This is a genomic window from Methylobacterium amylolyticum (assembly GCF_030700245.1).
In the GTDB taxonomy this organism is placed as follows: domain Bacteria; phylum Pseudomonadota; class Alphaproteobacteria; order Rhizobiales; family Beijerinckiaceae; genus Methylobacterium.
In genome coordinates this window covers 18,904-44,383 of sequence record NZ_JAUYZI010000028.1, presented here as the reverse complement: position 1 = coordinate 44,383, position 25,480 = coordinate 18,904, and the positions used below count along the sequence as shown (strand labels likewise).

Below are 25,480 nucleotides of genomic sequence, written 5' to 3'. Positions count from 1 at the left end.
CCAAGCATGCGGGCCGGGCCGCGCGTCGCGGCCGGCACCGGGAGGACAGGGCATGGGCGGCTCCGCGACCCACTTCATCGACGCGCGCGACACCCTCGTCAACGACGCGATCGACGGCCTGCTGGCCGCCGGCGGCGGGCGGCTGGCGCGGCTCGACGGCGACCCCGAGATCCGCGTCGTGGTGCGCGCCGAGCCCGACCCCGGACGGGTGGCCGTGGTCTCCGGCGGCGGCTCCGGGCACGAGCCCGCCCATGCCGGCCTCGTCGGGCCGGGCCTGCTCAGCGCCGCGGTGTGCGGCGACGTGTTCGCCTCGCCGTCCGTCGACGCGGTGCTCGCCGGAATCCTGGCGGTGACCGGACCGGCCGGCTGCCTCCTGGTGGTCAAGAACTACGCGGGCGACCGCCTGAATTTCGGGCTCGCCGCCGAGCGGGCGCGCGGCCGCGGCCTCAAGGTCGAGACCGTGCTGGTCGCCGACGACATCGCCCTGCCGGAGGCGCGCCAGCCGCGCGGGATCGCCGGCACGCTGTTCGTGCACAAGATCGCGGGCCACGCCGCCGAATCGGGCCTGCCGCTGGATGAGGTCGCGACGCTCGCCCGCCGCGCCGCGGCGTCCGCCCAGTCGCTGGGCATCGCGGTGTCCACCGCCACCATCCCCGGCTCGCCCCGGGCGGAGCGTCTCGCCGCGGGGCAGGCGGAACTCGGCCTCGGCATCCACGGCGAGCCCGGCGCCGAGCGGATCGCCCTGCCGCCGGCCCGGGACCTCGCCCGGCTGATGACGGAGCGCTTCACCGCGCCGGTCGCCGGGGCGGAGCGCCTCGCACTGCTCGTGAACAACCTCGGGGCGACGACCGCCCTGGAGATGCAGGTGCTGACCCGGGCCGTGCTCGCCACCGATCTCGGCCGCCGCGTGCGGCTGCTGCTCGGCCCGGCCCCGGCGATGACGGCGCTCGACATGCACGGCGCCTCGCTCTCGTTCCTGCCCCTCGACGACGCGTTGGAGGCGGCGCTGACCGCCGCCGTCCCGGTGCCGGCCTGGCCGCGGGCGGTGCCGGTCGCCGCGCCGGTCCTGCGCGCCCTGCCGGCGGGGCTGGAGCGCGAGGCCTTCGCGCCCTCCGCCGATCCCGTCGTGGCAGGCCGGATCGCCGCCGCCGCGCGGGCGCTCGTGGCGGCGGAGGCCGAGCTCAACGCCCTCGACGCCCGGGTCGGCGATGGCGACACCGGCACCACCTTCGCCGGGGCCGCAAGGGCGGTGCTGGCCGACCTCGACCGGCTGCCGCAGGCCGACCCGCCGGCGCTTGCCCGGGCGCTGGCCGAGCGGATCGGCCGCGCGGCCGGCGGGTCGAGCGGCGTCCTCGCCTCGATCTTCTTCTCGGCCGCGGGCGCCGCGCTGGCCTCCGGCGCGGGCTGGCCGGAGGCCTGGGCCGAGGGCGTGGCGCGGGTGCGCGGCTACGGCGGCGCGGCGCCGGGCGACCGTACCCTGCTCGACGCCCTGGTACCGGCGCTCGACGCCCTGCGGACCGGCGGGCTGGCGGCGGCGGCCGAGGCCGCCCGGGCCGGTGCCGCGGCGACCGCCGGGATGGCGCGCGCCGCCACCGGGCGGTCCAGCTACCTCGCCGCCGGCGACCTCGCGGGCGTCGAGGATCCCGGCGCGGCCGCCGTTGCCGCGGCCTTCGCGGCGCTCGCCGCCACCTGAGCGGCGATTGACCGGCGCGCCCCGCGGCCTACCTCGCGGGGCCGGGGCGCACCCGCCGGGGGCCGGAGCCGCGCGCTCCGAGAGGCCCCGGGACCACGAGCCGGCGATGCTGACCTGCCTGATTCTCGACGACTACCAGAACGCGGCGCTCGGCTTCGCCGACTGGTCGCGGCTCGCCGACCGCGTCGCGGTCTCGGTGCTCCGCGAGCGAATCGCGGACCGGGACGACCTCGTCGCCCGGATCGGGCACGCGGAGATCCTGGTGGCGATGCGCGAGCGCACGCCGTTCCCGGCCGACCTGCTGGCGCGGCTGCCGCGGCTGAAGCTCCTCGTCACCAGCGGCCCGCGCAACGCGGCGATCGACGTGGCCGCCGCCGGCGCCCGGGGGATCACGGTCAGCGGCACCGATTCGAGCCCGTCCCCGCCGACCGAGCTGACCTGGGCGCTGATCCTCGCCCTCGCCCGCCACCTCGCGGCCGAGGGCGCGGCCCTGCGCGCCAACGGCCCCTGGCAGAGCACGGTCGGCACCGACCTCGCCGGGGCGACGCTGGGGCTCCTCGGCCTCGGCAAGATCGGGGCGCGGGTCGCCGGGATCGGCCAGGCCTTCGGCATGCGGGTCGTGGCCTGGAGCCCGAACCTCACCGACGCGCGCGCGGCCGAGATCGGGGTCGAGCGCGCAGCCTCGAAGGAGGCCCTGTGCGAGGCCGCCGACGTGCTCAGCCTTCACCTCGTGCTGGGCGCGCGCAGCCGCGGCATCCTCGGCGAGGCCGAGTTCGGCCGGATGAAGCCCGGCGCCCTCCTGATCAACACCTCCCGGGCCGGCCTCGTCGATCAGGCCGCCCTGGTGCGGGCGCTGGAAGCGGGCCGGATCGCCGGCGCCGGGCTCGACGTGTTCGAGGCCGAGCCGCTGCCCGCCGACAGCCCGTTCCGGCGGCTGCCGAACGTGCTGGCGACCCCGCATCTCGGCTACGTCTCGCGGGACAACTACCGGACCTACTTCACGCAGGCCGTGGAGGACATCGAGGCGTGGCTCGCCGGGGCGCCGATCCGGGTGCTGGGCTGACCCTCACGCCGAGCGCGGGTCGAGCGCGTCCGCCAAGCCGTCGCCGAGCAGGTTGAGGCTCACCAGCGTCGCGATCAGGAAGGCGGCCGGCGCCGCGAGCATGTGGGGCGCCGCCTCGATCGCCCGGGCCCCCTCGGCGATCAGCACGCCCCAGCTCGTGTCCGGCTCCTGCACCCCGAGGCCGAGGAACGACAGGAAGCTCTCCAGCAGGATCACCCGCGGCACCAGCAGCGTCGCGGCCACCGCCACCGGCCCCAGCGTGTTCGGCACGATGTGCCGGGCGATGATCCGCGCGTCCGTCAGGCCGAGGGCGCGGGCGGCGCGAACGAAGTCGCGCTCGCGCAAGGTCAGCGTCTGCGCCCGGACGATCCGGGCCATGTCGAGCCACTCCACCGCGGCGATGGCGATCAGCATCAAGCCGAGGCTCGCCCGGAAGAACACCAGCAGCAGGATGACGAAGAACACGAACGGCAGGGCGTAGAGGGCGTCGACCGCCCGCATCATCGCCGCGTCGACAGCCCCGCCGACGAAACCCGCGACCGCGCCGTAGGCGACGCCGATCAGTAGTGCGACCAGGGTGGCGACCAGCCCGACCGCCAGGGAGACGCGTCCGGCCACGAGGCAGCGGCTGAGGAGGTCGCGCCCGTGCACGTCGGTGCCGAGCGGAAAGTGCAGGCGCCGCACCGGCACGTCGAGGACGAGCCGGCGGCCGCCCTCCGATTCGGAGGCCACTTGCGGCACCCCGAACAGGTCCGAGCGCGGCAGGTAGACGAGGCCGCGCCGGTCGATCGGCGCGTCGGCGGCGAGCGTCAGCCGCAGGGCGTCGCCGGTCCGCTCGGCCGCCTCGACCCGGGCGCGGATCCGGAAGGCGAGGCGGTCCAGGGCCGCGGCGAGGCGCGCGTCGTCGGGCTGCGCGGCGAGGCTCGCCGGGAGCTGTCGCAGGTCGGGATAGGCGCGCTCCGGCTCGTGGCCGGTCATCCAGGGCCCGATGAGGCAGGCCAGCGCGATGGCGGCCAGCACGCACAGGGCGGCCACCGCGCCGCGCTCCCGGGCGAGCCGGCGCAGGGCCCGGGCCCGCGGGCTCGCGGCGGCGACGGCGCCGGTCACGCGGCCACCCGCAGCCGCGGGTCGAGCCACGCGCAGGCGAGATCGGCCAGCAGGTTGAAGGCGACGACGAGGGCCGCCACCAGCAGCACCACGCCCATCACCAGCGTGTAGTCGCGGTTGAGCGCGCCCTCGACGAAGTAGCGGCCGATCCCCGGCAGGCCGAAGATCGTCTCGACCACCACCGAGCCGGTCAGCAGCGCGGCGGCAAGCGGCCCGAGATAGGCCACTACCGGCAGGAGCGCGCCGCGCAGCGCGTGGCGCACCACCCGGCCCGGCGGCAGGCCGAGGCTGCGCATGGTCCGCACCGGCTGCGTGCGCAGGGCTTCCCCGAGCGATGCCCGGGTCAGCCGCGCCAGCGCCCCGACCTGCGGCAGGGCCAGCGTTACGACCGGCAGGATCAGGTGGCGCGGATCGCCGTCCGCCCAGCCGCTCAGCGGCAGCCAGCGCAGGGTCAGCCCGAACACGATCTGGAGGAGGGGGGCGACGACGAAGCTCGGCAGCGACAGGCTGAGCGCCGCGCCGAACCCGAGCAGGCGATCGACCGCGCCGCCGCGCCGGACCGCCGCGACGCAGCCGAGGCCGACGCCGAGGCCGGTCGCCAGCACCAGCGCCAGGGCGCCCAGCGTCGCCGAGACCGGCAGGCCGCGCCCGATCAGCTCGGCCACGGTGAGGTCGCGGAACGAGAAGGAGGGGCCGAGATCGCCCTGGGCCAGCGACGCGAGGTAGCTGCCGAACTGGGCGATCAGCGGCCGGTCGAGCCCGTAGACGCGGCGCAGGTTCTCCATGGCGGCCGGCGCCAGCGGCCGCTCCAGGTCGAACGGTCCGCCGGGGGCGAGCCGCATCAGGAAGAAGCTGACGGCCACGACGGCGAACAGCGTCGGCACCGCTTGCGCGAGGCGACGCAGGACCAGCCGGATCACGCGTCGAGCCTCAGGAACCGGGTCGGGGCGGCGTTGCGCAGGTTCGGGGTGTAGCCGTGCAGGCGCGGGGCGATCAGCGCCTTCGAGCGGTAGTGCATCAGCGGGATCCAGGGCAGCGCGCGCACGGCGATCTCCTCCGCCTGGGCCAGGAGGCGGGCGCGGGCGGCGAGATCGCGCTCGCCGGCCGCCTCCGCCATCAGCCGGTCGAACGCCGCGTCGGACCAGCGCCCGGCATTGAAGCCGTCGTTCCCAGTCTGGAGCAGGAACAGGAAGTTCTGGGCGTCGGAGTAGTCGGCGATCCACGACATCCGGGCGATGTCGAAGTCGCCGCCGTCGCGCAGGTAGGCGAAGTGGGTCTTGGCGTCGGTGTAGACGAACCGCGTGCGGATCCCGAGGTCGCGCCACATCTCGGCGAGCGCGACCGCGGTGTTGCGGTTGTTGTCGCTGACGTTGAACCGGTACTCGACCGTCAGCGGGTTCCGTTTCGGGTCGAAGCCGGCCTCGGCGAGCAGGCGCCGCGCCTCGATCTCGTGGTCGATCGGCAGGCCCTGCCGCCCCTCCGCCTCGGGGGGCGTGCCGTAATGGTCGAGGCCCGCCGGGCACAGGGCGTAGGCCGGGCTCATGGTGCCGCCGTACAGGCCCTCGGCGAGGTAGGCGCGGTCGATCGCCAGCGACAGGGCGCGGCGCACGCGCAGGTCCGAGAACGGCGCCTTGCGGGTATTCACGCACAGGGCGGCGAGTCCGAGGGAGGGGCCGAGCACCACCTGCCCGCCGAAGCGGCGGCGCAGGGCGGCCATCTGGTCGCCGGGCAGGTCGGAGAGCGAATCGATCTCGCCGGCCGCGAACCGGCGCACGGCCCCGGCGATGTCCGGCGTCGGCAGGTAGGCGACGCGGGTGATCGCGACCGAGGCCGCCTCCGGGTGGTGCGGGTTCGCCGCCAGGGTGATCCGGTCGCCGGGTATCCGGTCGACCAGCCGGTAGGGCCCGTTGGTGACGAGATTGCCCGGCCGGGTGAAGGCGTCGCCGTGGCGCGCCACCGAGGCGGCGTGGACCGGCAGCGCGGTCTGGTGGGTGAGGAGTTCGAGGAAATACGGCGTCGGCTGCTCCAGCCGGATCGCCACGGTGGCCGGGTCCGGGGCCGAGACGCCGAGGTCCGCCGACGGCCGCTCGCCCCGGTTGACCGCCGCCGCGTTGAGGATCGGGAACAGCACCTCGGCGTACTTGGCCCCCGTGGCCGGATCGAGGATCCGCCGCAGGGAGTAGACGAAGTCGGCGGCCGTGACCGGCTCGCCGTTCGACCAGCGGCCGTCCGGGCGCAGGGCGAAGGTGTAGGTCAGGCCGTCGTCGGAGACGGTCCAGCTCCGGGCGGCGCCGGGGATGATCGCGCCGGCATTGTCGTAGGTGAGCAGCCCGTCGCAGAGGTCGCGCAGGATGTGGGCTTCGGCCACCGTCGAGGACTTGTGCGGGTCCAGCGTCTCCGGGTCGGCGTCGTTGCCGCGGCGGTAGAGGCCGCGATCCTCGGCCCGGGCCGGCGCGGCCAGGAGCGCGGCGGCGCCCGCGAGCCAGCCCCGCCGCGTCGGGCCCATCAGGCGCCGGTCTCGGCCGCGAGCCCGGCCGCCTCGATGCCGGCGACCGCGCAGATCTCGTCGTTGTCCGAGGTGTCGCCCGAGATCCCGACCGCGCCCAGCAGGCGCCCTTCGGCGGAGCGGATCAGCACCCCGCCCGCCACCGGCACCAGCGCGGCCGGGCCGGCCACGTGGCTCACCGCGGCGACGAAGTAGGGCTGCACCTCGGCCCGGGCGTGGATCGCCCGCGAGCCGAGGCCGAGCGCCAGGGCGCCGTTGGCCTTGCCCATCGCGATCTCGGCCCGGCGCAGCGACGTGCCGTCCTCCACCGCGACGGATTTAAGCGCGCCGCGGGCGTCGTACACCACCACCGCCAGGGGTTTCAGCCCGCGGGCGCGGGCCGTCTCCAGCGCCGTGCCGACGATCGCGCGGGCGGCCTCCAGGGTCAGGTCGATCATCGGCGTCCGTTCGGCTCGGCGGGGCTACCGGTCCCCCTTAGCGGATCGCCGCGAGCCGGGTCCACCGTGCGCCGCCCCGGCCGCGCGACCGGATCAGGCCGGCGGAGCCGTGATCGCGGCGAGGAACGCGTCGTAGCGCGCGGTCACCGCGTCGGGGCGCTCGAAATGCGGGAAGGCGCCGGTCGGCAGCCGCTCGATCCGCCAGTTCGGCCGGTCGGCGAAGCGCGGCGCGCGGTGGAAATCGACGAAGTCGCCGCGCTCGCCGTGGATCATCCAGACCGGCAGGCGCAGGTCCTCGTAGAGCCGCGTCGTGTCGGTGGGGAACAGGTGGCCGGCCACGAAGCAGAACGGCGCGTGCTCGGCGCCGGGCTGGTGGGCGGTCGCCTGGTCGTATTCGAGCAGCCCCTCGTCGATCCGCGCCGATCCGAAGGTCTTCTGGAGGAAGAAGCGCATGCTCGGCCGGCTCACCAGGGCGTCGAACAGCGCCCGGCCGAGGATCGGCACGTCGAGGGCGTCGCGCACGCCGTCGCGGCCCCGGTGCCCGTCGGGCGGCCCCTCGCCGGAGAGCCGCGCGTCGAAGCCCGTCGGGCTGATCAGGCCGAGGCTGCGGTAGGCGTCCGGCCGTTCCAGGACGGCGCGGGCGAGGTAGGCCGCCGAGAGCGACAGGGCGACCGCGTCGAGCGGGACGCCGCCGTGGCGGGCGCGGATCGTCCCGGCCACGGCGTGGATCGCCTCGACCATCAGGCGCGGGGTGTAGAGCCGGCGCGAGCGCTCGGAGAAGCCGAAGCCCGGCAGGTCGAGGGCGTAGACCGGCCGCCGGGTCCGGTAGTGCAGGTAGAGCGGCCGGACCTCGTAGGCGCTGGCGGCGGCGTTGATCGAGTGGACCAGCAGCAGCGGCGTGCCCTCCGCCTCCGCCGAACCGTAGAGGGAGACGCCGCCGGCCCGCGCGGTGTCCAGCCGCTCGCGCCGGCCGGGGAGGGCCGGGGGCAGCGCCGCGGGCCGGGCGGCGCGGTAGCGGCTCCAGGCGGCGTAGGCCGCCGCCGAGCCGAGCGCGGCGAGAGCGAGTGAGCGGGAGCGAGGCGCCATCGCGGGTCCGGCCGGTGCGGGCTGCGGGAGTGTCCCCGACAACGCCGGGTCTCGAGGGGCGGATCCTGAGGCCGGGTCCGGGGACGTCAGGAGGTGTGGCCGGCCAGCGTCCCGGTCATCGCCGGGGCCCGGCCGGCCGGGCGCGCGGCGCTCAAGGCCCGGCCGGCGGCCTCGCGCAGGAACTCGACGGTCACCGGATCGTCGCGCCACGTCTGCACGCGGGCGTTCACCAGCACCTCGCGCGGGCGCTTGTCGTAGTAGGCGTAGGTCGCCGCCACGTAGGCGGCCCGGGTCATGGTCCGCGCCGGGCCCGAGCGGGGGGTCTCGGCCTTGAAGAACAGGGCGCTGCCCGGGATGCCGTAATGCCCGGCGATCTCGGGGTAGACCGGCCAACTGCCCATGCCGCCGAGGTCGTCGGGCACGAAGGCGTCGAGGTCGCAGGCATCGTAGGCGATGCCGGCCCGGGTCAGCAGCCCGCGGGCGAGGTCCGAGACCACGTAGAGCTTGGTGTGGTTGATCGAGTGCATGAAGCAGCCGCGCCGGGCCCAGCGGGTCAGGTGCGTGTCGAGGTCGTAATCCGCCTGGACGCCGAGGCCGCGCAGGGCCGTGACTGACTCGTTCCAGAAGTCGAAGTAGCCCAGCCGCTCGAACACCGGCTCGCTGAACAGCCGCAGCGCCTGCTCCTGCGAGAACCCGGCGAGGTAGGCGAACAGCGTCACCGCCGAGTGGGAATGGCCCATCGGCCCCGAGATGAACCCGTGCAGGCTGACGCTGTCCTGCACGCCGACATGGACGAGGTCCGGGTGGTAGGCGGCGAAGACGATGGTCGGGATCGCCCGCACGTTCGGGCGCGCGCGCAGGTCGAGGATCGTGCCGCCGTCCTTGAACTTCGGCAGCCAGATGCTGGTGAACACCGCGTCGTAGCGGTCGGCGTGGGCGATCAGGTCGGCCATGCGCGGGAAGCGTTTGGCCGCGCCGAAGGCCGAGACGAAGTCGACCTGCGCGTCGGGGAGCAGGTAGCGCATCACCCGGGCGATCGATCCGGCCTGGCACACGCCGATGACGAGCACGCGCGGCGAGCCGGTCCGCCGCTTGCCGATCTGCGAGAGCCGGTACTGAGCGCGCCAGAGGGTCTCGAGGCTGAACATCCCGCCTCTCTCGCATGTCCGGACTCGCCGGGCAAACCATCCCGCCCGGCCGGGCGGATCGGTGACAGACCGGATCGTGTGTCGCGCTCCGGGGTGGTGGCCCGCCCGGGCCTGCGCGAAGCCGGTGGGGATTAAACGGCGCGAGGTTTCGTATGGCCCCGACCACGGCACCGATTCCGGAGATCGAGCGCTCGACGATGCGCGCCGTGGGCTGGCGCCTCGTGCCGTTCCTCGTGCTCTGCTACTTCATCGCCTACGTGGACCGGGTGAACGCCGGCTTCGCCGCGCTCACCATGAACAAGGACCTCGGCCTGACGCAGGCGATGTTCGGCATCGGCGGCGGCCTGTTCTTCGTGGCCTACGTGCTGTGCGAGGTGCCGAGCAACATCGCCCTGGAGAAGGTCGGCGCGCGGCTCTGGATCGCGCGGATCATGATCACCTGGGGCCTCGTCGGCATCGCGATGGCCTTCGTCGTTGGGCCATACAGCTTCTATCTGTGCCGGTTCCTGCTCGGGGCGGCCGAGGCCGGGTTCTTCCCCGGCGTGATCCTCTACCTGACCTACTGGTTCCCGAAGGCGTACCGGGCCCGGATCGTCGCCATGTTCATGGTGGCGATCCCGATCTCCAGCTTCCTCGGCTCGCCGCTCTCCGCGGCGCTGCTCCAGATGGACGGGACGGCCGGGCTGCACGGCTGGCAGTGGCTGTTCATCGTCGAGGCGATCCCGGCGGTGCTGCTGGGCCTCGCCGCGCTGGTGATGCTGCCGAGCAACCCGGGCGAGGCGCGCTGGCTGACGCCGCAGCAGCGGGCGTGGCTGATGGAGCGCCTCGCCGCTGACCGCGCCGACGCCGGACCGGTCGCCCGGCACCTGCCGCTGCACAAGGTCCTGTCCAACAAGTACGTCTGGGCGCTGGCGCTGATCTACTCGGGCTCCTCGGCCACCAGCAACGCCCTGTCCCTGTGGCAGCCGCAGATCCTGAAGTCGTTCGGCCTGACGAACCTCCAGACCGGCCTCCTGAACATGATCCCGTTCGGCATCGCGTCGGCCTTCATGATTTTCTGGGGTCTGCGCGCGGACAAGACCGGGGAGCGGGTGTGGAGCACGGCGCTTCCGCTGATGGCGACCTGCCTGTGCCTGTTCGCGACGAACCTCACCTCCTCGCTCGCGGTGACGATGCTGCTGCTCAGCCTCGTGCTGATGGGCAACTACGCGATCAAGGGCCCGTTCTGGGCGATGGCGACCGACTGGCTCTCGGCGGGCACCGCCGCGGCCGGCATCGCGGCGATCAACACGATCTCGCATCTCGGCACCGGCATCGCCTCGTGGCTGCTCGGCGTCATCAAGGATTCGACCGGCAGCTTCCCGCTGGGCCTGCTGCCGCTCGTGGCGCTGACCGGCGCGGGCAGCATCATGACCCTGATCCTCGGGCGCGGCACCCGGGCCCGGGCCGCCGCGCCGGCCCCGAGTCCTGCCGAATGATCCCCCGCCGCGCCCTCCTGGCCGGCTGCGCGGGGCTCGCCGCCTCCGCCCTGCTGCGCCCGGCTTCCGCCGCGGCGGTGACGGCGGTCGACACCCACGCCCACGTGTTCAAGCGCGGGCTGGCGCTGACCGAGGGCCGCCGCTACGCGCCGGACTACGACGCCACCCCGGAGGACTACATCCGGGTGCTCGACGCCAACGGCATCTCCAACGCGGTGCTCGTGCAGCCGAGCTTCCTCGGCACCGACAACGGCTACATGCTCGACGCCTTGAAGCGGTATCCGGACCGCTTCCGCGGCATCGCCGTGGTCGACCCCGCGATCTCCGCCGACGACCTCAAGGCCCTCGACGCGGCGGGCGTCGTCGGCGTGCGCCTCAACCTGATCGGCCAGCCGGACCCGCCGCTCGCCTCCGAGGCCTGGCGCGCCCACCTCAAGCGCCTCGCCGACCTGCGCTGGCAGGTCGAGGTGCAGGCCGAGGCACGCCGCTGGCCGGACCTGCTCGGCCCGCTGCGCGACGGCGGCGTCGCCGTGGTGGCCGACCATTTCGGCAAGCCCGACCCGAAGCTCGGCGTCGATGATCCCGGCTTCCGCCGCCTGCTGGAGATCGGCCGCGGGGGCGGGGTCTACGTCAAGCTGTCGGGCCCCTACCGCAACGGCGCCGACGGCGCGGCGACCGCCCGCGCCGCGATCCCGCTGCTGCGCGACGCCCTCGGCCTCGACCACCTGCTCTGGGGCAGCGACTGGCCGCACACCCAGTTCGAGTCGAAGGTGCAGTACGCCGACATGCGGGCGAACCTCGACGCGTGGCTGCCGGATCCGGCGGATCGGCGGGTGGTGCTGGTGGACGCGCCGGTGCGCCTGTTCCGGTTCGGGGGGACGTAGCGGACGTCTTCGCGAGCGTGAGCGAAGCGATCCAGGCGCGCCACGTCTACAGGCCGCGCGCAGCCCTGGGTCGCGTCGCTCCGCTCGCGATGACGTTGCGCCGTCAGGCGGTCGCCGCCTCGATCTCGCCGGACAATTCCAGCCACTCCTCCTCCGCCGCGGCGAGCGCGCTGGCCGCATCCGCCCGCATCTTGGCGATCTCGCCGGCCTTGGCGGCGTTCTCGCGGAAGGCTTTGCCGTCCTCCAGCGCCGCGTCGATCTTCTGGATCGCCGCGGTGAGCTTGGCCATCCGCGCCTCGATCCCGTCGAGCTTCTTCCGCAGGGGCGCGAGCGCCGCGCGGCGCTCGACGCCGGCCCGGCGCGCCTCGGCCTTCTGGCCGCCCGCGGGCTCGGCGCCCCGATCGTCCTCGCGCTCGGGTCCGGCGAGGACGAGGCGGCGGTAATCGTCCATGTCGCCGTCGAAAGTCTTCACCGTGCCGTCGGCGACGATCCACAGCCGGTCGGCGCAGGCCTCGATCAGGAAGCGGTCGTGCGAGACGAGGATGACCGCGCCCTCGTAGTCGTTGATCGCCTCGACCAGCGCCTGCCGGCTCTCGATGTCGAGGTGGTTGGTCGGCTCGTCGAGGATCAGCAGGTGGGGGCCGCGGAAGGCGGCGAGCCCCATCAGCAGCCGCGCCTTCTCGCCGCCCGAGAGCTTCTCGACCGGCGTGTCGGCCTTGTTCGCGCCGAAGCCGAGGCGGGCGGTGGCCGCGCGGGCGCGGGCCTCGGGCACGTCCGGCATCAGGGTGCGCACGTGGGCGTAGGCGCTCTCGGCCGGGCGCAGCTCGTCGAGCTGGTGCTGGGCGAAGTAGGCCACGTCCATCTTGGACGCGCGCTTCATCGCGCCCGCGAGCGGCGGCAGCCGTCCGCCGATCAGCTTGCAGAAGGTCGACTTGCCGTTGCCGTTGGCGCCGAGCAGGGCGACCCGGTCGTCGGGGGCGAGGCTGAGGTCGAGCCCCGAGAGCACGGTCCGCTCGCCGTAGCCGGCCTTGACCCGCTCCATCGCCACGATCGGCGGCGAGAGCGGTTTCTCCGGGCTCGGCAGGTGGATCACCGGCACGTCGTCCTCGATCAGCGCGGCGATCGGCTCCATCTTGGCGAGCCGCTTCATCCGCGACTGCGCCTGCCGCGCCTTGGTCGCCTTGGCCTTGAACCGGTCGATGAAGCTCTGGAGGTGGGCGCGCTCGGCGTCCTGCTTGACCTTCGCCTTGGCCTGGAGGACGCGCTTCTCGGCGAGCTGGCGGGCGAAGCTGGTGTAGCCGCCGCGGTAGACGGTGAGCTTGCCGCGGTCGAGGTGGAGGATGTGGTCGACGCTAGTGTCCAGAAGGTCGCGGTCGTGGCTGATGACGATCGCGGTGCGGGGGTAGCGCTCCAGGTAGTCGTAGAGCCAGAGCGTGCCCTCGATGTCGAGGTAGTTGGTCGGCTCGTCGAGCAGCAGCAGGTCCGGCTCGGAGAACAGCACGGCGGCGAGCGCCACCCGCATCCGCCAGCCGCCGGAGAAGTCGGAACAGGGGCGTCCCTGCGCCGCCGCGTCGAAGCCGAGCCCGTGCAGGATCGCCGCGGCGCGGGCCGGCGCAGAATGCGCGCCGATATCGACGAGCCGGGTCTCGATCTCCGCCCGGCGCAGGCCGTCGGCCCCCTCCGCCTCCGCCATCAGCCGGGTGCGCTCGGCGTCGGCGGCGAGCACCACCGCGTGCAGGGTCTCGGGGCCGGCCGGCGCCTCCTGCGCCACGGCGCCGATCCGCATCCCCTTGGGCAGCGACACCGCCTTGGCGTCCACCGGCAACTCGCCGAGGATCGCCCGGAACAGGGTGGTCTTGCCCGCGCCGTTGCGCCCGACGAGGCCGACCCGGGCGCCCTCCGGGATGGTGAAGCTCGCGGCATCGAGGATCAGGCGCTCGCCGAAGCGGTAGGTGAGGTCGTTGACGCGCAGCATGGCCGCGTTCTGGCGGGGCGGGCGCGCGAGGGCAAGGGTGCGAGGGCAAGGGTGCGAGGGCGAGGGTGTGCCCCGTCAGGCCAGCTCCCAGGCGGCGGGATCCGCCATCAGCGCGGCGACCAGCGCGTGGTTCAGCTCGTGGCCGGTATGGGCGGCGGTGATCCGGCCCTCGACCGGGTGGCCGACGAGGGCGAGGTCGCCGATCACGTCGAGGATGCGGTGGCGCACCGGCTCGCCCGGCACCCGCAGGCCGCCGATCACGTGGCCGCGCACCAGCAGCGCCGCCGAGTGCGGGGAGCAGCCCTGGAGGAACGGCTTGCGGGCGGCGAAGCCGTAGACGCGTCCCGCCATCGCCCGGAAGAAGCGGCCGAAGCTGCGGGCGGGCGCGATCTCGCCCACGAAGCTCTCGGGCGTGATCGCGCCCGCCCAGTCGATCCGCCCGAAATACGACAGCTCGACGTGCCCCGCCACGTGCAGCCCCGGGCCGGGCTCGATCCGCAGGGTCCGGCGCCCGTCGCACACGGCGACGGTCCGGGTGACGCGCAGGGTCCGGCAGGCGGCCGCCTGCTCGACGCGGCCGGCCGCGAGGATCGCCGCGCACCAGGGCGTGGCGCTGCCGTCGAAGATCGGCAGCTCCTCGGCGTCGATCTCGACGAGGGCGTTGTCGATGGCGAGCGCGCGCAGCGAGGCCATCAGGTGCTCCACCGTGCGCACGAGGACGCCGTCCCGGCGCAGGGCCGTGCAGAGCGGCTGCGATTCCCGGTAGCGCCACAGGCCCGGCACGTCGGCGACCCGGCCGTCCTCCAGCCGGCGGCGGAAGACGATCCCGTGATCGGCCGGCGCGGGCGAGACGCGCACGTGCGCCCGCCCGCCGGTGTGCAGGCCGCGGCCCGCCCGGGCGAAGGCGGCGGCCAGCGTGGCTTGCGAACGGCGGGACCCGATCGGCGGTGAGATCTCGGCGGGAACTGCGACGGTCGGGTGCATCGGGATGGGACAAAGCAACGCTAAAACAGGTATCCGCGCGCGCCCATCCACGCCAATCAACTCACGGTCAGCGGCTGCGCCTTGACCGTGGGGGACGGGCCGGTCACGATCCGCGAAGCCGAGCCGGAAGGCCGCGCGGCCCATGGCGCCGCGCGGTCCACCGGCGCCGGCTGTTCCCTCCCCAGTGTTGCCGGTGGGCACCCGTTCGGGCGGGGCGGGCGTGAGGGGTATCGGCGATGGCGCGGCTGGGGACCATACCCTTCTTCAAGGATCCGGGCATCGAGCTCGCCCCGTTCGAGACGCGCTGCCACTGGCGCCGCTTCGACGAGAACGAGACGCTCGTCGACTTCGACGACATCTCGACCGACGTGTACTTCATCGCCACCGGCGAGGTGCGGATCCTCAACCGGACCCAGTCCGGCAAGGAGGTGATCCTCGGCGAGATGCGCGGCGGCGCCTTCTTCGGGGAACTCGCGGCGATCGACGGGATCGGCCGCTCGGCCAACGTCACCGCGCTCACCCGCGGCGAGGTCTGCGTGGTCCCGGCCACCGTGTTCCGGCAGATCGTGTTCGCCTCCGAGCCGATCGCCGACCGGCTGATGCGGCTGCTGGCCAAGCGGGTGCGCGAGCTGAACACGCGGCTGATGGAGCACGCGCTGCTCGACCTGCGCCACCGGCTCTACGCCGAGCTGCTGCGCCTGTCGGTGCCGCGCGCGGGCACGTCGGGCGAGCGGGTGGTGACGCCGCCGCCCTATCACCACGTGCTCGCCGCCCGCATCGGCTGCCGCCGGGAGCAGGTGACGCGCGAGTTCACCACGATGGCCTCCGAGGGGCTGGTGGACCGCACCCGCGGCGCCCTGGTGCTGCGCCGGCCCGACCTGCTCGAGGCGCGGGTGGCCGAGGCCCTGCGCGAGGATTCCTGAGGCCTTGGCCGCCGAGACCCGGCTGCGGCTCGAAGCGCTGACCAAGCGCTTCGGCGCGCACGCGGCCGTGGACGCCGTCGACCTCGCCCTCGAACCGGGGGAGTTCTTCTGCCTGCTCGGTCCCTCGGGCTGCGGCAAGAGCACCCTGCTGCGGATGATCGCCGGCTTCGAGGCGCCGACATCCGGCCGGGTCGTCCTCGGCGAGGCGGACATCACCGGCCTGCCGCCGCACCGCCGGCCGGTGAACATGATGTTCCAGTCCTACGCGCTGTTCCCGCACATGAGCGTGGCGGCCAATGTCGGCTACGGCCTGAAGGGGCTCGGCCGCGGGGCCGCCGCGGCGCGGGTCGCGGAGCTCCTGCGCCTCGTGCGCCTCGACGGGTTCGACGCGCGGCGGCCCGACACCCTGTCGGGCGGCCAGCGCCAGCGGGTGGCGCTCGCCCGGGCGCTCGCCCGCGAGCCGCGGCTGCTGCTCCTCGACGAACCGCTCGGCGCCCTCGACCGGGGCCTGCGCGAGGAGACGCAGGGCGAGCTGCGCGCGGTGCAGCGCCGGCTCGGCACCAGCTTCGTCGTCGTCACCCACGACCCCGAGGAGGCGATGATGCTCGCCGACCGGATCGGCGTCATGGATCGCGGCCGGCTCGTCCAGGTCGGCGCCCCCGCCGACCTCTACCGGCGCCCCGCCAGCCGCTTCGTCGCGGGGCTGCTCGGCGACGTGAACCTGATCCCCGGCCGCCTCGGGCCCGCGGAAGCCGACGGCACCCGGGTCGTCGCCACCGCCCACGGGCCCGTCCGCGCCGCCGGGCCGGCGGACCCGCTCGCCGAGGGGGCCGAGGTCGTGGTGGCGGTCCGCCCGGAGAGCCTCGCCCTCGGGGCCGAAGGGCTTCCCGTGACGGTCGCCGACGCGACCTTCCTCGGCGACCGGGTGCGCCGCCTCCTCCGCCTGCCCGACGGGACGCCCCTGCGCGCCAGCGGGCCTCCGGGGGAGGGGGGCGCGCAGCCCGTCGGCGCCGAGACCCGCGCCGGTTTCGCCCCCGACGCCGCCGTGATCCTGCCGGCATGAGGGTTGTCGCGACGAGCGCCGCATCTCCCTCCCCCCTCTGCGGGGGAGGGTGGCCCCCGAAGGGGGTCGGGAGAGGGGAGCGACGATGCAGGACGAAGCGCGCGGCCTGAGACGCGGGGATCGTGCCGGACCCCGGGCTCCCCTCTCCCCCCCCTGCTGCGCAGGGTACCCTCCCCCGCACAGGGGGGAGGGGAGGTTCGCGCGTGCCATGAACCGCGATGCCCCCCAGCGCCTGTTCGCCCGGCTGGTGCGCCTGCCGCCATTCCTGTGGCTGGCGGCCTTCTTCCTGCTGCCGGTCGTCATCACCCTGAAGATCAGCCTGTCCGAGCCGGCGACCGCGATCCCGCCCTACCTGCCTCTGCTCGACTGGCAGGGGGGCCTGGAGGGGTGGTCGACCTTCCTGGAGGCGCTGAACCTCGACAATTACCTGACCCTCGCCCGGGACCCGCTCTACCGCGACGCGCTGTTCGGCTCGCTCGCCTACGCGGGCGGGGCGACCGCGCTGCTCGCTGCCCTCGGCGTGCCGCTCGCCTACGCGCTCGCCCGCGCCCCCGCCCGCCGCCAGCCGTTCCTGGTCGCCCTGATCGTCGTGCCGTTCTGGACGAGCTTCCTGATCCGGGTCTACGCCTGGATCGCGATCCTGAAGCAGGAGGGTCTGCTCAACCTCGTCCTGCTCAAACTCGGCCTGATCGCCCGCCCGCTCGCGATCCTCAACACCGACGCCGCGGTGATGATCGGCCTCGTCTACGCCTACCTGCCGTTCATGGTGCTGCCGGTCTACGCGGTGATGAACCGCCTCGACCCGGCCCTGCGCGAGGCGGCGGCCGACCTGGGCGCCGGCCCGACCCGGGTGTTCTGGAGCGTGACCCTGCCGCTCGCCCTGCCCGGCATCGTGGCCGGGGCCGGCCTGTGCTTCATCCCGATGGTCGGCGAGTTCATCATCCCCGACCTGCTCGGCGGCTCGGAGACGCTGATGCTCGGCCGGGTGCTGTGGAGCGAGTTCTTCTCCAACCGCGACTGGCCGCTCGCCTCGGCGGTGGCGGTGCTGATCCTGCTGATCGTGCTCGGGCCGGTCGTGCTGCTGCGCGACGGGCTGCGCGGGGAGGGGGAGCGGCCGTGACCCCGGTGACGCGCGCCGCCCTGGTCCTGGGCCTCGCCTTCCTCTACGCGCCGATCCTGGTGCTCGTCGCCTACTCGTTCAACGCGTCGAGCCTCGTCACCGTCTGGGGCGGGTTCTCGACCCGCTGGTACGGCGTGCTGTTCGCCGACGAGCCGCTGATCGCCGCGACCTGGGTGTCGTTCCGCGTCGCCGTGCTGTCGAGCCTGATCGCGACGGTGCTCGGCACGCTGGCCGCGCTGGCGCTGGAGCGGCACGGGCGCTTCCGCGGCCGCTTCCTGTTCACCGGCCTCGTCTACGGCCCGATGGTGATGCCGGAGGTGATGATCGGCCTGTCGCTGCTCCTGATGTTCATCGGGATCGGCTTCGACCGCGGGCTGGCCACCCTCGTCGTCGCCCACGCCACCTTCTGCACCGGCTTCGTCGCGGTGGTGGTCGCAGCGCGGCTGCGCGGCCTCGACCCGACGCTGGAGGAGGCCGCCGCCGACCTCGGCGCCGGGCCGCTGCGCGTCCTCCTGACGGTCACGCTGCCGCTGCTCGCCCCCGCGGTGGTCGCCGGGGCGCTGCTGGCCTTCGCCCTGTCCCTCGACGATCTCGTGATCGCGAGCTTCGTCTCCGGCCCGGGATCGACGACCCTGCCGATGCGGCTCTACAGCCGGGTGCGGCTCGGGGTGAACCCGGAGATCAACGCCGCCTCGACGCTCCTGATCGCCCTCGTAGGCGTCGCGGTGCTGGCCGCCTCGTGGCTCACCGCGCGCCGCGGCGGGACCGGCTGAACGGGCCAGGAGCATCGTCCCGAAAGGTGGTCACCGGCTTTCGGAAAAGATGATGTAAAGTCATAGGGTTAGCGCATCGTGCTGGATCCGATATCCAGGACGATGCGCTAACCGGCGGCCCGCGGGCGGGGCTGCGCGGCCGGCAGGCGCGCCACCGCCGCGGTGACGATCAGGTTCACGGCGAGCGCCGCGACGCCGACGTTCACGTCCTGGAGGGGCCCGAGGAACGCGAGCTTCGACAGGCTCAGGCCCGACAGGCTGGTGACGGCCACCGTCGCCATCCCGGCGACGATCCCCGCCGCGGCGGCGCGCCGGTCGAGCGGGTTGCGTCGCATCAGGCTCGCCAGGAAGCAGGGGAAGAGCTGGGTGACGAAGTTGTAGCCCATCAGCAGGAGCTGCACGATCGTGTCGCCCCCCGACAGCGCGAAGCCGACGCAGACCAGCGCGATCACCGGCACCAGCGCCTTGCACAGCCGGGCGGTGGCCGCGTCGTCCTGACTGGGGCGTAACGGCCGGACGAGGTTGTTGGCGATCAGGGTCGCGCCGGAGATCAGGATCATCGAGCCGGGGACGAGCGCGGTGAGCACGCCGGTGGCGCCGATCACCCCGACGAACCACGGCGGGAAGCTCTGGAGCGACAGCTTGAACAGTGCGAGGTCGACGTCCGGCCCGGTCAGGCCCGGCACCTGGAGCACCGCGACGAAGCCGACCATGAACACGAACAGGTTGATGAGCTGGTAGAGCGGCAGGATCGCCGCGTTGCGCCGGAAGGCGCGCGGATCCTTGGCGGTGTAGAGCGAGGCGAAGGTGTGGGGCCACATGAAGGCCCCGAGCGCGGTGAGCAGCACCGTCGTCGAGAACCAGACCGGGCTCTGGCCGTGCTCCGGCAGCGCCAGGAAACCGGGCCTCTCGGTCTCGATCGCCCGGAACAGCGCCTCGTAGCCGCCGTAATAGTGCAGCGGCAGGTAGAGGCCGAGGAACACCACCACGCCGAGAATGCTGATGTCCTTCAGCACCGCCGTCCAGGCGGAGCCGTGCACCCCCGACACCACGACGTAGGCGGTCACCGCCGCCGCGCCGATCCAGACCGCGACGGCCGGCGAGATCGCCCCGTAGGAGGCGGTCGAGACGATGATCCCGAGCCCCTTGAACTGGAGCACCATGTAGGGGACCAGCGCGACGATCCCGACCAGCGCCACCAGCATGCCGAGGGCGGGGCTGTCGTACTTGCGCGCGAAGAAATCGGGCTGGGTGTAGAGGCCGTGGCGCTTGGCGTAGGCCCAGACCGGCGGCAGCAGCCAGTAGGAGGTGACGTAGGCGAGCGTCGTGTAGCAGAGGATGTAGTAGGCCGGCCCGCCCTTGCCGTAGGCGATGCCGGACCCGCCGAGGAAGGTGAAGGTGGTGTAGATCTCCCCCGCCATCAGAAGGAACACGAAGGCTGTGCCGAAGCCGCGGCCCCCGACCGTCCACTGCTCCAGCCCCATCTCGCGGCCCGACCGGGCGTAGAGGCCGAGCGCCAGGGCGAGGACGAAGCCCGCCGCGACGATGGCGAGGGCGGCGCTCATCGCCGATCCTCCGGGCGGCGGTTCTCCGGATCGGCGACGTAGATCACCGCCATCACCGCGGCGGTGCCGACCACGCAGGCCACCAGCCACGCCAGCAGCAGCGGCAGGCCGAGGATGTAGGGCTCGACGCGGTTGAGGAAGAACGGCCCGACCAGCATCCCGAGGAACGGCAGGGCGGCGAGCCACCGGATCGACTGCATCGGGCGCGGTTCCGGGCGGACCCCGCGGGCCCGATCTGCCTGAACGCCGGGGCCGCCCCCCGGTTCATCCCGGTGCGGGCGCCGGGCCGTGCGCTGGCGCACACGAATCCGCGACTGCCGCGCTTAAGCTCCCTCGATCCGCCCGCGCGCAGAATGCGGGCCCCTCGGGGATTGCCCGCCATGACCCGCGTCCTGACCCTTCTCGCGCTGGCCGCCGCGCTCGTGGTCCCGCTTCGGCCGGCCGAGGCCCGCCCCGCGCGCCACACCGCCCGCGTCGCCGCGCCCGCCCCGGTCAACCCGGCGGTCAAGGCCCGCGCGGCCGCGATGGATCGCTTCGCGAACCGCATGAGCCGCCTCGACGCGCTGATGGGTACCGCGCGCAGCACCCGCGCGCGCTCGGCCTCCGCCGAACATTAGAGCGCTCTCCGCCGAGGCTGATACCGGATCGGCGCGAGAAAGCGCGTCGAATCGAAGGCTCATACCGTTTCCGGGTGAACCGCTCGGTGATCCGGGCCCACGCCGTCATCGCGAGCCGTAGGCGAAGCGACCCAGGGCAGCGCGCGGTTTGAGACGGTGGCGCCCCTGGATTGCTTCGCTCCGCTCGCAAAGACGGAGAGCGTCGATCCCGAACCCTTCAGCCGGAAGCCGTATCAGAGCCGTGCATGATTGCCACGCGCAGAGTACACGGCGCGGCGAACCGAGGGGTGTTTCCGACCCTGATCCTCATCCTGAGGTGCCCGCGAGAGCGGGCCTCGAAGGAGACCTCCAGGGATCGCGCGGCCGGCGGGAGGTCTCCTTCGAGGCCTCCGCTTCGCACCGGCACCTCAGGATGAGGGGGTTGGCGGGATCGGCCGACGCAAACGCCGACGCAAACTCCGAACTGTCGTGGACCGGGTGCACCGCGATCGGGAACGGCTCCAACCGGCGCGGAGACGGTCAGGTCCGGCCGAGCCCACCGGCCTCTTCGACGAAGCGGGCGACCGCGTCCGCCCCGTCGCCCGCGCGCAGTGAGGCGAACACGTAGGGGCGCTGCCCGCGCATCCGCCGGGTGTCGGATTCCATCACCGCGAGATCCGCGCCCACCAGCGGCGCGAGGTCGGTCTTGTTGACGATCAGCAGGTCCGAGCGGGTGATGCCGGGGCCGCCCTTGCGCGGGATCTTCTCGCCGCCGGCCACGTCGATCACGTAGAGGGTGATGTCGGCGAGTTCCGGCGAGAAGGTCGCGGCGAGGTTGTCGCCGCCCGATTCGATCAGAACGAGGTCGAGCCGGGGAAATCGCCGGCTCATCTCGGCCACCGCGGCGAGGTTGATCGAGGCGTCCTCGCGGATCGCCGTGTGCGGGCAGCCCCCGGTCTCGACGCCGAGGATGCGCTCCTCCGGCAGGGCGCCGGCCACGGTGAGGATGCGCGCGTCCTCCTTCGTGTAGATGTCGTTGGTGATGGCGCAGATCTCGTAGCGGTCGCGGAACCGCTTGCAGAGCTGCTCCATCAGCGCCGTCTTGCCGGAGCCGACCGGGCCGCCGATGCCGACGCGCAAGGGGCCGTTGACGGGGCCGTTGACGGGGCCGTTCGAGGACATCATCGGGCGCCTCAGGATCGGAAGATGCGGGAATACTGCGTCTCGTGCCGGAACGAGCCGAGATCGAGGCGGAAGCAGGCGGAGCCGAGCGCGTCGAGATCGGCGCGCTCCGCCTCGGCGGCGAGACCGGCCACGGCCGGCGTCAGCGCCGCGACCACCCGGGTGCCGGCGGCCTGCCCCACGGGGGCCGCGCGCAGCGCCGCCGAGACGAGGTTCTGGACGAAGGCGAGCCCGTAGGCGGCGAGCACCGGGCCCGGCGCCATCCCGTGCGCCCCCGCCGCCGCGCCGACCGCGACCGGGTAGGCGACCGACCCGTCGAGGGCGTGCGCGAGCGTGTGCAGGTCCGGGCAGGGCCACGCCCCGAGGGTGGCGTCGAGGAAGCTGCGGCCCTGCTGGCTCGTCTCCAGGTGCAATTCGCGCGAGGGCGCGAGCGCCAGGGCGAGGGCGTTCAGCGCGTCGAGGCCCGCCGCGTCGCCCGCCGCCGCGGCGCGCCGGGCGTGGGCGGCGAGGATCAGGTCGTTGCGCAGCGACCCGCGCGCGCAGACGTCGTCGAGCCACGCGCTCAGGCCGGCCTCGTCGCGCACGTCCCCCGCCTCGACCGCCGCCTCCAGGCCGTGCGAGTAGGCGTAGGCCCCCACCGGATAGCCCGGCGACAGCCACGCCATCAGCCGCAGCGCCTTGACCGCGCCGTCAGTCATGGTGATGGCCGTGGGCGTGACCGTGCAAGTGGCCGTGGGCTTGGCCGTGCCCGCCTGCATAGGCGCCGCCCTCCGGCCGGAACGGCCGCTCGACCGGCTCGGCGGTGCCGCCGAGCCCCCGCACCATCTCGGCGAGCACGTGGTCGTCGGCGATCCACACCGCGTCCGCGCCAATCTCGGCCGGGATGTGCCGGTTGCCGATGTGCCAGATCAGCCGCCGCAGGGCGTGCTCGCTCGGCGCCCGGATCTCCAGGAGCCGCTCCGCCGCCGCCTCGACCCAGACGAGCCGGCCGTCCTCCAGCACCAGCGCGTCGCCGTCGTCGAGCACCACGGCCCGGGGCAGATCGAGCAGGAACGCCAGCCCGCCCACCGCCCGCATGCTGGTCCGCCGCCGGTGCCGGTCGCCGTGGTCGAGCACGACCCGGTCGACGATCTCGCCGCCAGTGAGCGCGTCGGCGCGGAGGATGCGGGTGGCGCGGATCACGGGTGGCGCTTCCACCATCCCGCGCCGCGGACGGCGTCGTCGCCGTAGGGATCGGGCAGGAAACCCACGCGCAGAACCTCGTCGTCCGTGAAGGGGCAGGATTCGGAGAAGGATTCGTCGAACAGCGCGCTCTCCAGAACGGCGCGCGCCTTCGCCTCGGGATAGGCGGCGGCGATCAGGTCCGCCACCGCCGGGCGCAAGCTCGGGCTCTCCTCCAGGATGGCGTCCACCTGAAGGCGCTGGATGTCGATGGTCGCCGCCCAGGAATGGCCGCGCAGATCGACCTGCTCCGCCCAGCGCAGAAGACCCGTCAGGATCACGCCGAGACGGGCCTGCAACTCGGTCTTCCGCTCCAGCGCCAGATCCTCGACGAGGCGCGCGAGGTGGGCGGCGTCGAGATCCGCGCTACGCCCCTCGCGCAGGGCACGGGCCTGCGCGTCCGCCCAGGCGGCGAGGTCGGCCTCGAACCGGTCATCGGCCGCTGCGGCGCGGGTGCGCGGCATCAGGGCTCGAACCCGGGATCGAGGATCTGGTCCAGCGTGAACGGTATCGACGCCGGGAATCGGTCCTCGGGCAGGCCCGTCTCCCGCGCCGCCCCGCGGACCGCGTCGCGGTAGGCCTCCCCCAGGATCTCGGCCGGATAGCCGCGCAGGCTGGGGCTTCGTGCCACGAGCCGCTCGATCTCCCGCCTCTGGGCGCGCAGGGTGACGCGCCAGCTCGCCGTGGCGCGCTCCGGCTGGTAGCGGAACTTCAGGAGGTGGATGACGAGAACCCGCAGATGCGACTCGATCGCCGCCCGCTGACTGCGCCCCACCGACTCGACCTCGTCGATCAGGTTCTCGATATCGAAGGCGCGGTGCTCGCGGGCCGCGATGGCGCGCGCCTGCCGGCGGCCCCAGGCGTAGAAATCGGCCTCGTAGAGATTTCCCGCGGGCCTCGCGTCCATCGCCATCACTCCGCGCCAGCGCGCGATCCTACCGCACTCAGAACAGAAAATACCGCTGCGCCATCGGCAGCACCTCGGCCGGCTCGCAGACCAGCAGTTCGCCGTCGGCGCGCACGTCGTAGGTCTCGGGGTCGACCTCGATCTCGGGCGTCGCGTCGTTGAGGACCATGCACTTCTTCGAGATGCCGCCGCGCACGTTCTCGACCGCCACCAAGTCCTTGCGCACGCCGAGCCGCTCTCGCAGCCCGTCCTCGACCGCGGCCTTCGAGACGAAGGTCAGCGCCGTGGCGTAGGGCGCCCGGCCGTAGGCGCCGAACATCGGCCGGTAATGCACCGGCTGCGGCGTCGGGATCGAGGCGTTGGGGTCGCCCATCGGCGCGGCGGCGATGCTGCCGCCCTTCAGCACGAGGTCGGGCTTCACCCCGAAGAAGGCCGGGCTCCACAGCACGAGGTCGGCGAGCTTGCCGGGCTCCACCGAGCCGATGTGGCGCGACACGCCGTGCGCGATCGCCGGGTTGATCGTGTACTTGGCCACGTAGCGGCGCGCCCGCAGGTTGTCGGTGCCCGACGCGTCGCCCGGCAGCGCGCCGCGCTGGCGCTTCATCTTGTCCGCCGTCTGCCACGTCCGGATGATCACCTCGCCGACCCGGCCCATCGCCTGGCTGTCCGACGACATCATCGAGAGCGCGCCGATGTCGTGCAGGATGTCTTCCGCCGCGATGGTCTCGCGCCGGATCCGGCTCTCGGCGAAGGCGAGGTCCTCGGGGATCGACGGGTCGAGGTGGTGGCAGACCATGAGCATGTCGAGATGCTCGTCGATCGTGTTCTTGGTGTAGGGCCGCGTCGGGTTGGTCGAGGACGGCAGCACGTTGGGCAGCCCCGCCACCTTGATGATGTCGGGGGCGTGCCCGCCGCCGGCCCCCTCGGTGTGGAAGGCGTGGATGGTGCGGCCCTTGAACGCCGCGATCGTGTCCTCGACGAAGCCCGATTCGTTGAGGGTGTCGGTGTGGATCATGACCTGCACGTCGTGGGCGTCGGCCACGTTGAGGCAGGTATCGATCGCGGCCGGGGTCGTGCCCCAGTCCTCGTGCAGCTTCAGCGCGCAGGCGCCGCCGCGCACCATCTCGACCAGCGCCTCGGGCCGCGAGGCGTTGCCCTTGCCGGCAAACGCGAGGTTCATCGGGAAGGCGTCCGCCGCCTCGATCATCCGCGCGATGTGCCAGGGCCCGGGCGTGCAGGTGGTGGCGAAGGTGCCGTGCGCCGGGCCGGTGCCGCCGCCGAGCATCGTGGTGACGCCGGAGCACAAAGCCTCCTCGATCTGCTGGGGGCAGATGAAGTGGATGTGGCTGTCGAAGCCTCCGGCGGTGAGGATCTTGCCCTCGCCGGCGATCACCTCGGTGCCGGGTCCGACCACGATGTCGACGCCCGGCTGCACGTCGGGGTTGCCGGCCTTGCCGAGCCGGTGGATCCGCCCGCGCACGAGGCCGACGTCGCACTTCACGATGCCCCAGTGGTCGAGGACCACGGCGTTGGTGATCACCGTGTCGACCGCCCCGCCGGCGTTGGTCGCCTGCGACTGGCCCATGCCGTCGCGGATCACCTTGCCGCCGCCGAACTTCACCTCCTCACCGTACACCGTGAGGTCGCGCTCCACCGTGATCTCCAGCGCCGTGTCGGCGAGCCGGATCCGGTCGCCGACGGTCGGCCCGAACATGGCCGCGTAGGCCGAGCGCGGCAGGGCGGCGGGCTTTCGGGTGTTGGACATCCCC

General features: G+C 73.6%; 25 protein-coding genes. 9 read left to right on the top strand and 16 right to left on the bottom strand.

What is annotated here, in order from left to right; genetic code table 11:
• The first annotated feature begins 52 nt into the window (after positions 1-52).
• Positions 53-1,693 carry a dihydroxyacetone kinase subunit DhaK gene (locus tag Q8W71_RS19565; protein ID WP_305527076.1) on the top strand — a complete coding sequence of 547 codons (1,641 nt, stop codon included), beginning with the start codon at positions 53-55 and terminating at the stop codon, positions 1,691-1,693.
• A 106-nt stretch (positions 1,694-1,799) separates the two neighbouring features.
• On the top strand, positions 1,800-2,756 hold the full coding sequence (locus Q8W71_RS19560) for a D-2-hydroxyacid dehydrogenase family protein (RefSeq protein ID WP_305527075.1): 957 nt from the start codon (positions 1,800-1,802) through the stop codon (positions 2,754-2,756).
• 3 nt (positions 2,757-2,759) lie between these two features.
• Here Q8W71_RS19560 and Q8W71_RS19555 read toward each other — a convergent pair whose 3' ends face one another.
• The 6 genes from Q8W71_RS19555 to Q8W71_RS19530 all read right to left on the bottom strand — a co-directional run bounded on the left by Q8W71_RS19555 (position 2,760) and on the right by Q8W71_RS19530 (position 9,040).
• Entirely contained in the window at positions 2,760-3,863 is a 1,104-nt protein-coding gene (locus tag Q8W71_RS19555) for an ABC transporter permease (RefSeq protein ID WP_305527074.1), read from the bottom strand.
• Complete coding sequence (locus Q8W71_RS19550; protein WP_305527073.1) at positions 3,860-4,783, bottom strand: ABC transporter permease; 924 nt, start codon at positions 4,781-4,783, stop codon at positions 3,860-3,862. Before Q8W71_RS19550 ends, Q8W71_RS19555 begins: the two co-directional genes overlap by 4 nt.
• Positions 4,780-6,369 (bottom strand): peptide ABC transporter substrate-binding protein, encoded by a 1,590-nt coding sequence (locus Q8W71_RS19545; protein WP_305527072.1) that lies wholly within the window; start codon positions 6,367-6,369, stop codon positions 4,780-4,782. Before Q8W71_RS19545 ends, Q8W71_RS19550 begins: the two co-directional genes overlap by 4 nt.
• Complete coding sequence (locus Q8W71_RS19540) at positions 6,369-6,806, bottom strand: GlcG/HbpS family heme-binding protein (protein WP_305527071.1); 438 nt, start codon at positions 6,804-6,806, stop codon at positions 6,369-6,371. Before Q8W71_RS19540 ends, Q8W71_RS19545 begins: the two co-directional genes overlap by 1 nt.
• 93 nt (positions 6,807-6,899) lie before the next feature.
• Positions 6,900-7,892 carry an alpha/beta fold hydrolase gene (locus Q8W71_RS19535; RefSeq protein ID WP_305527070.1) on the bottom strand — a complete coding sequence of 331 codons (993 nt, stop codon included), beginning with the start codon at positions 7,890-7,892 and terminating at the stop codon, positions 6,900-6,902.
• Between the two features lie 86 nt (positions 7,893-7,978).
• A complete protein-coding gene (locus tag Q8W71_RS19530; protein WP_305527069.1) occupies positions 7,979-9,040 on the bottom strand; it encodes a WcbI family polysaccharide biosynthesis putative acetyltransferase in 1,062 nt (353 codons plus the stop codon).
• 152 nt (positions 9,041-9,192) lie between these two features.
• On the opposite strand from Q8W71_RS19530, the gene Q8W71_RS19525 reads away from it, so the two are divergent.
• Positions 9,193-10,518 carry an MFS transporter gene (locus Q8W71_RS19525; protein WP_305527068.1) on the top strand — a complete coding sequence of 442 codons (1,326 nt, stop codon included), beginning with the start codon at positions 9,193-9,195 and terminating at the stop codon, positions 10,516-10,518.
• Positions 10,515-11,402, top strand: coding sequence for an amidohydrolase family protein (locus Q8W71_RS19520; RefSeq protein WP_305527067.1), 888 nt, complete (start codon positions 10,515-10,517; stop codon positions 11,400-11,402). Before Q8W71_RS19525 ends, Q8W71_RS19520 begins: the two co-directional genes overlap by 4 nt.
• A gap of 103 nt (positions 11,403-11,505) precedes the next feature.
• Here Q8W71_RS19520 and Q8W71_RS19515 read toward each other — a convergent pair whose 3' ends face one another.
• Both Q8W71_RS19515 and Q8W71_RS19510 read right to left on the bottom strand, forming a co-directional pair.
• Positions 11,506-13,377: an ABC-F family ATP-binding cassette domain-containing protein gene (locus Q8W71_RS19515; RefSeq protein ID WP_305527066.1), complete on the bottom strand. Its 1,872-nt coding sequence runs from the start codon at positions 13,375-13,377 to the stop codon at positions 11,506-11,508.
• Between the two features lie 75 nt (positions 13,378-13,452).
• Entirely contained in the window at positions 13,453-14,361 is a 909-nt protein-coding gene (locus Q8W71_RS19510) for a UDP-3-O-acyl-N-acetylglucosamine deacetylase (RefSeq protein WP_305527065.1), read from the bottom strand.
• Positions 14,362-14,597: 236 nt separating this feature from the next.
• On the opposite strand from Q8W71_RS19510, the gene Q8W71_RS19505 reads away from it, so the two are divergent.
• The 4 genes from Q8W71_RS19505 to Q8W71_RS19490 all read left to right on the top strand — a co-directional run bounded on the left by Q8W71_RS19505 (position 14,598) and on the right by Q8W71_RS19490 (position 18,240).
• Positions 14,598-15,284 carry a Crp/Fnr family transcriptional regulator gene (locus Q8W71_RS19505; protein ID WP_305527064.1) on the top strand — a complete coding sequence of 229 codons (687 nt, stop codon included), beginning with the start codon at positions 14,598-14,600 and terminating at the stop codon, positions 15,282-15,284.
• A 4-nt stretch (positions 15,285-15,288) separates the two neighbouring features.
• Positions 15,289-16,347, top strand: coding sequence for an ABC transporter ATP-binding protein (locus Q8W71_RS19500; RefSeq protein WP_305527063.1), 1,059 nt, complete (start codon positions 15,289-15,291; stop codon positions 16,345-16,347).
• Positions 16,348-16,555: 208 nt separating this feature from the next.
• Positions 16,556-17,467: an ABC transporter permease gene (locus Q8W71_RS19495; RefSeq protein WP_305527062.1), complete on the top strand. Its 912-nt coding sequence runs from the start codon at positions 16,556-16,558 to the stop codon at positions 17,465-17,467.
• Entirely contained in the window at positions 17,464-18,240 is a 777-nt protein-coding gene (locus tag Q8W71_RS19490; protein WP_305527061.1) for an ABC transporter permease, read from the top strand. The genes Q8W71_RS19495 and Q8W71_RS19490 overlap by 4 nt, the downstream gene beginning before the upstream one ends.
• A gap of 107 nt (positions 18,241-18,347) precedes the next feature.
• Here the strand turns inward: Q8W71_RS19490 and Q8W71_RS19485 are convergent, their stop codons facing one another.
• Positions 18,348-19,805, bottom strand: coding sequence for a sodium:solute symporter family protein (locus Q8W71_RS19485; protein ID WP_305527060.1), 1,458 nt, complete (start codon positions 19,803-19,805; stop codon positions 18,348-18,350).
• Positions 19,802-20,005: a DUF3311 domain-containing protein gene (locus tag Q8W71_RS19480; protein ID WP_305527059.1), complete on the bottom strand. Its 204-nt coding sequence runs from the start codon at positions 20,003-20,005 to the stop codon at positions 19,802-19,804. The genes Q8W71_RS19485 and Q8W71_RS19480 overlap by 4 nt, the downstream gene beginning before the upstream one ends.
• 180 nt (positions 20,006-20,185) lie before the next feature.
• Between Q8W71_RS19480 and Q8W71_RS19475 the strand changes: the two genes are divergently transcribed.
• On the top strand, positions 20,186-20,422 hold the full coding sequence (locus Q8W71_RS19475; protein ID WP_305527058.1) for a hypothetical protein: 237 nt from the start codon (positions 20,186-20,188) through the stop codon (positions 20,420-20,422).
• A gap of 519 nt (positions 20,423-20,941) precedes the next feature.
• Here the strand turns inward: Q8W71_RS19475 and ureG are convergent.
• Genes ureG through ureC form a run of 6 tightly spaced genes read right to left on the bottom strand, consistent with a single transcriptional unit; the run spans position 20,942 to position 25,476 of the window.
• A complete protein-coding gene (gene ureG, locus Q8W71_RS19470) occupies positions 20,942-21,586 on the bottom strand; it encodes an urease accessory protein UreG (RefSeq protein WP_370875477.1) in 645 nt (214 codons plus the stop codon).
• 8 nt (positions 21,587-21,594) lie between these two features.
• The gene (locus Q8W71_RS19465) at positions 21,595-22,281 is read right to left on the bottom strand and encodes an urease accessory protein UreF (protein ID WP_305527057.1); all 687 of its coding nucleotides are present in this window, start codon (positions 22,279-22,281) and stop codon (positions 21,595-21,597) included.
• Positions 22,274-22,765, bottom strand: coding sequence for an urease accessory protein UreE (locus tag Q8W71_RS19460; protein WP_305527056.1), 492 nt, complete (start codon positions 22,763-22,765; stop codon positions 22,274-22,276). Before Q8W71_RS19460 ends, Q8W71_RS19465 begins: the two co-directional genes overlap by 8 nt.
• A complete protein-coding gene (locus tag Q8W71_RS19455) occupies positions 22,762-23,268 on the bottom strand; it encodes a DUF29 domain-containing protein (protein WP_305527054.1) in 507 nt (168 codons plus the stop codon). Before Q8W71_RS19455 ends, Q8W71_RS19460 begins: the two co-directional genes overlap by 4 nt.
• A complete protein-coding gene (locus Q8W71_RS19450) occupies positions 23,268-23,711 on the bottom strand; it encodes a DUF29 domain-containing protein (protein ID WP_305527053.1) in 444 nt (147 codons plus the stop codon). Before Q8W71_RS19450 ends, Q8W71_RS19455 begins: the two co-directional genes overlap by 1 nt.
• A gap of 37 nt (positions 23,712-23,748) precedes the next feature.
• Entirely contained in the window at positions 23,749-25,476 is a 1,728-nt protein-coding gene (ureC, locus tag Q8W71_RS19445) for an urease subunit alpha (protein WP_305527052.1), read from the bottom strand.
• Positions 25,477-25,480: the final 4 nt, after the last annotated feature.

Coding starts and splice junctions, on each gene's coding strand:
- Q8W71_RS19520 (WP_305527067.1), top strand. CDS start 10,515: ATGATCCCCCGCCGCGCCCTCCTGGCCGGCTGCGCGGGGCTCGCCGCC.
- Q8W71_RS19530 (WP_305527069.1), bottom strand. CDS start 9,040: ATGTTCAGCCTCGAGACCCTCTGGCGCGCTCAGTACCGGCTCTCGCAG.
- ureG (WP_370875477.1), bottom strand. CDS start 21,586: ATGATGTCCTCGAACGGCCCCGTCAACGGCCCCGTCAACGGCCCCTTG.
- Q8W71_RS19465 (WP_305527057.1), bottom strand. CDS start 22,281: ATGACTGACGGCGCGGTCAAGGCGCTGCGGCTGATGGCGTGGCTGTCG.
- Q8W71_RS19495 (WP_305527062.1), top strand. CDS start 16,556: ATGAACCGCGATGCCCCCCAGCGCCTGTTCGCCCGGCTGGTGCGCCTG.
- Q8W71_RS19560 (WP_305527075.1), top strand. CDS start 1,800: ATGCTGACCTGCCTGATTCTCGACGACTACCAGAACGCGGCGCTCGGC.
- Q8W71_RS19475 (WP_305527058.1), top strand. CDS start 20,186: ATGACCCGCGTCCTGACCCTTCTCGCGCTGGCCGCCGCGCTCGTGGTC.
- Q8W71_RS19480 (WP_305527059.1), bottom strand. CDS start 20,005: ATGCAGTCGATCCGGTGGCTCGCCGCCCTGCCGTTCCTCGGGATGCTG.
- Q8W71_RS19510 (WP_305527065.1), bottom strand. CDS start 14,361: ATGCACCCGACCGTCGCAGTTCCCGCCGAGATCTCACCGCCGATCGGG.
- Q8W71_RS19455 (WP_305527054.1), bottom strand. CDS start 23,268: ATGCCGCGCACCCGCGCCGCAGCGGCCGATGACCGGTTCGAGGCCGAC.
- Q8W71_RS19485 (WP_305527060.1), bottom strand. CDS start 19,805: ATGAGCGCCGCCCTCGCCATCGTCGCGGCGGGCTTCGTCCTCGCCCTG.
- Q8W71_RS19515 (WP_305527066.1), bottom strand. CDS start 13,377: ATGCTGCGCGTCAACGACCTCACCTACCGCTTCGGCGAGCGCCTGATC.
- Q8W71_RS19450 (WP_305527053.1), bottom strand. CDS start 23,711: ATGGACGCGAGGCCCGCGGGAAATCTCTACGAGGCCGATTTCTACGCC.
- Q8W71_RS19540 (WP_305527071.1), bottom strand. CDS start 6,806: ATGATCGACCTGACCCTGGAGGCCGCCCGCGCGATCGTCGGCACGGCG.
- Q8W71_RS19525 (WP_305527068.1), top strand. CDS start 9,193: ATGGCCCCGACCACGGCACCGATTCCGGAGATCGAGCGCTCGACGATG.
- ureC (WP_305527052.1), bottom strand. CDS start 25,476: ATGTCCAACACCCGAAAGCCCGCCGCCCTGCCGCGCTCGGCCTACGCG.
- Q8W71_RS19565 (WP_305527076.1), top strand. CDS start 53: ATGGGCGGCTCCGCGACCCACTTCATCGACGCGCGCGACACCCTCGTC.
- Q8W71_RS19545 (WP_305527072.1), bottom strand. CDS start 6,369: ATGGGCCCGACGCGGCGGGGCTGGCTCGCGGGCGCCGCCGCGCTCCTG.
- Q8W71_RS19505 (WP_305527064.1), top strand. CDS start 14,598: ATGGCGCGGCTGGGGACCATACCCTTCTTCAAGGATCCGGGCATCGAG.
- Q8W71_RS19535 (WP_305527070.1), bottom strand. CDS start 7,892: ATGGCGCCTCGCTCCCGCTCACTCGCTCTCGCCGCGCTCGGCTCGGCG.